Raw genomic sequence first — 4158 nt, 5'->3', positions numbered from 1 at the left:
CGGCCCTCCTGCACCTGCACGCCGGGCTGGTTGGCATCAACATCGACCGCTTCGAGCGTGATGGCCGCCTGCGGCGCCACGCCCTGCACATCGGCGCCCAGGTAGTTGACGACTTGCAGTCCGCCGCTGCCATCGGCCACAAACGCCAGGCCGCCGGCCAGGGCCAGGTCTTTGGGCATTTGCGGCAGGTTGATGCGCGTCACCAGGTTGCCGGTGTTGGCCGGATCGGCGGTGCTGAATACATCGAGCGAGCGAAACGCCGCCACGATCGAATCATTGCCGCCCACCGCCAGCGCGAGGCCCGAGCCATTGAGAGCGATCGCGCTGCCGGCCACGACGGTGTTGTCGGGGCCCGAGAGCAGTACCGGCAGGCTGGGGTTGGAGACATCGACGGTGGAGAAGCCCCCGCCGACCACGCCATTGCCCGCGCCGACATAGGCGACGCTGTTGCCGACAAAGAGCTGGCCGCCTGCGGCCGGCAGTGTCAACGCGCCCAGCGCCGCCAAGCTCGCGTTGGCGATATTGATGGTCCGCAGCACGCCGGCCGCATCGACCGTGTAGGCGGTGCTGCCGAACACGGCGATGTCCAGCAAGGTGCTGCCCGCCAAGTCCAAGCTGCTGACCAACTCGCCGGTGTTGATGTCCACACTGTGTACGCTGGCGCCGGCCGTGACATAGGCGATGCCGTCACTGAGCTTGACGCGGTTGACGCTGCTGCCAAAGGGCACCGTCTGCACGCGCAGCGGCGCAGCGGGAATGGCAATGTCAACAATGTGCAGCCCGGCCTCATTGCCGGCCACGGCGGCTAGGCGGCGCGCTGCATCGACCGCGACATCGGTGTTGTTGCCGGGCAGCTTCAATTGCGACAGTATTTTCAACGTGCTGAACTGCGAGGCATCGACCACGGCCACGCCGTGGGTGCCGGTGGCCAGCAGCGCCGTCAGCGCCGCCTTGCCGTCAATCGAGCCGAACACGGCCACGGCCTCGGCCGTACCCAGCAGCGCGGCGCTKCTCACCACGCCGATGGGAATGCGCAGGGCGCCCAGGGGATCGCCGCCTTGGTTGACTTCGGTGAAGTCGTCCACGCCATCGGCGTCGCTGTCGCGCCGGATTGCACTGGAGCCGACGGCGAATTCCACATCGTCGGGCAGGCCGTCGTAGTCGCTGTCTTTTTCGGTGCTGGCCAGGAACACCATTGACGAGGTCAAGTCGGTGCCCTTGCCGCCAATCGCGGTGCGGCCGTAGCCGTGCGACACCAGCCCGGTGGCCGGGTCGAAGCCGACCACGTGATACGGCGTGCTAGCGGCCAGGAAGAAGTTGAAGTAACCGTTGTCGTCGCTGATCGCGCGCAGCGGCGGCACCTCGGGTTGATCGGGGTTTTGCAGCGCGAAGTAATTCTTGCCCCACTGCACCGTGGGCAGCGCGGCCAGGCCGGTGGCGACCACCCCAAGGCGCAGTTTGGTTTGCAGCGGATCGTTGGTGCTGAGCTCGATCAGGCCGCGTTGCAGGCCCAGACGATCGGGCGCGAAGCGCGCGCCAAAGCTCAGGTGCTCACCGGTTGCCAAGCTGATCGGATGGGTCGCCAAGTCGGCCGGCAGACCCAGCAGCGCAAAACTATCGGCGCCTTCGGTCAGCGCCGCGCCCGAGATCACGAGCGGCTGCAAGCCGGTGTTGGTGATGGTGAAGATCTCATCCCGCTGCACCGCGGGCGCACCGGGCCGCAGGCCGCCGAGATTGTTGTTGCTCAAAGCCACGCTGGCGGTGGGCGCCACGCGCAAGCCCGTGCCTTGCAGCTTCAACACGAAGTGCGGCACGGTGCCGGCATTGGAATCCAACGTCAGGAGGTCTTGCGCGTCGCCTTCTTGACCCGGGTCGAATCGCAGCGTCAGTGCGATTTGTGCGCTAGGGTCTATGGAGGTTCCTGCAGGCGGTGGATTGACGAGCGAGAAGCCTTTGCCGCCGCCGAGCTGTGGCGCACTCAGTATCAATGGTTGGACGCCGCCGTTGACGATCTGCAGGACGGTATCGATGAGCTCGCCGCCGGCGCCGTCGGCTGCAACCGAGCCCACGGGCAAGGTGTCCAGGCCCACGCCGAAGTAGTCGATGCTGCCGGTGCTGACGGCGATCTCGGGCGTCGTCAGCGGCACAGGTTCAAGAATGCGTATGCCGTTCTTGCTGCTGGTGCCTGGCCCGCGGTCATCGAGGTTGAAGTGGTCGCGCCAGTGCCGCAAGGTGTCCAGCATGGCGACGCCGCCATCCGGCGCGATCCCAACCGCTGCCTTCAGCAAATGCGTGATCGGGTACTTGAAGGCCTTGTTTCCGTCGCGCGCGCTGCCTGCGTTCATGATGTCGTTGTAGGGCGTGGCGTCGGAATTGGCACGCACGCCGGCAGTGCCGCCCATGTCGCGCGCATCGCGGAAGTGCGGCAGGTAGCCCTCGATCAAACCGAGCTGGTGGCCGAACTCATGGCTGACCGTGTCGGCCACCATCGCCGTCAAGGTCACGTTGGGGCTGGTGTGGTCCAGATGCAGGCCGATGCCGATGCTGGTCGTGCCCGAAAACGAGACGTTCATGAACTGCGACAGCGCCCACAGTTGGCCGGCGTCGGAGATCGGCTTGTCGAACCGGTGATTGGTGATCGGATCAACCCGCCCTTGCGTGCCGATGTCGTTGCGCATGTCTTCGGTGGCGATGTCGGCTTTGTTGGAAATGCCGAAGACTTGCCGGCCGCCGTCGGTCTGGTCACTCCAGGACGTGCTCACATCGGCGCCGGCATTGGCGTCCTGAAATGTGACCGCGTCTCCAATGGCCGGATCGTAGTTGGCCTTGACCTCGGCAAGCAGCAAGTCGGATTCGACAACCATGCGCGCGTCCAGCGCCGCGAGCTGCGTGGCGTCGAAGACATCGTCAATCGTGCCGGCGATGCCGTCCGGCCCGGGCTTGCGTTTGGATGGCATGAAGTCGGCAAACTCGGCCTGCACGCGCGGCGACAGCTTGATGTAGTCCCGCCCCTCGGCCGCCCCCGCCGCTTGCACGAAGATGCTGCCGCCACCCACCAGCGGCAAGGTCGTGACGGCGCCAGCATGCCCGGTGAACACATACTGCACGCTCGGATTGACGGGCGTRCCGTCGAGTCCCAGCTGGAACACTGTCTTCAGCGACAGCAGCAGGCGTTTGAGTTCGGCGCGGTAGCCGGCAAGGTTCAGGCCGAAGATGGGCCTGGAGCGGCTCATGCCGGTGGGCTCCAGAATGCCTACCTGACCGCCCAGCGGCAGCTTGGCATCGCTGACCTTGATCAGCAGATCGCTGCCGTCGAAGTTTCTGGGCAGCTCAGGGTCGAACTTCCAGATCAATGTGGCCTCGCCAAGCACCTCGCCATCAACGAAAAATGGCTTGTCGGCACTGAAATTCGTGTTGACGCTAACCGGCAAATGCACATGGACTTCCTTGGTGCGCACGAAGCCGCCGAGGCCGTCGTTGAGCGTCTTGATGAAGGCCGCCGTCTTGCCGGTTTTGTTCTGCGATTTGTCGGCATCGATCACATCGACCCAGCGGTACTGGTAGTAGGTGAAGACGTCGCGCGTGCGCAGCAGCTCGCCGGCTTTCTGCTGGATCACGGTGATGGTGATCTTGGCGCCGAACAATTGGTCGGCCGTGAGCTGCTGGAACTTCGGCGAGCGGAACATTTCGTCATAGCTCTTGGCCTGGAAGCCGAACAGCCTGCTTTCGCCGCTGCCCGGCGCCAAGGTGAACGTGCTGCTGACCGGCTGCAGTGCAATCGGGTTGGTGAGCGCCTTGGCGAAGCGGTCCAGCGGCCCGTCGATGTCGATGCTCACGTTGACGAAGGGCTGCAACAGGCCGCCGGGCGCGCTGGGGTGCTGGGGCACATCGCAGCCGGGAGGCGGGGGCGGGCTCGGTGGTGCGTTGGGGTCGGCCGGCGGCGCGGTCCAGAACCATTCCAGGCGCGTCACGCCGCCCATGCCGCCGTCGCCGGTGGCAAATGTCAGCGCGATCGGGTCGTGGATGGTCACGGTTTCGATCACGTCCAGCGCCTGCGCCGCGTGTTGCAGGCCGGAGGCACCGGCAGGCGGGACCGGGCCCGGCGGCTGGCCGCCCGAGCCGCCGCAGCCGCCGGGTGGGGTCAGGCCATGCCAGCCC

The 4158-nt window shown here is 65.9% G+C and carries 1 protein-coding gene; it reads right to left on the bottom strand.

What is annotated here, in order from left to right:
* Window positions 1-4043: hypothetical protein (locus tag AC1D15_RS20350; RefSeq protein WP_477827395.1), on the bottom strand; the 4043-nt coding region annotated here is incomplete at its 3' end.
* Between the last annotated feature and the right edge of the window lie 115 nt (window positions 4044-4158).

It is taken from the genome of Rhizobacter sp. P2_H2 (assembly GCF_056403375.1).
The sequence above is the reverse complement of the archived record's forward strand: the minus strand, read 5'-3'. Positions and strand labels throughout refer to the sequence as shown.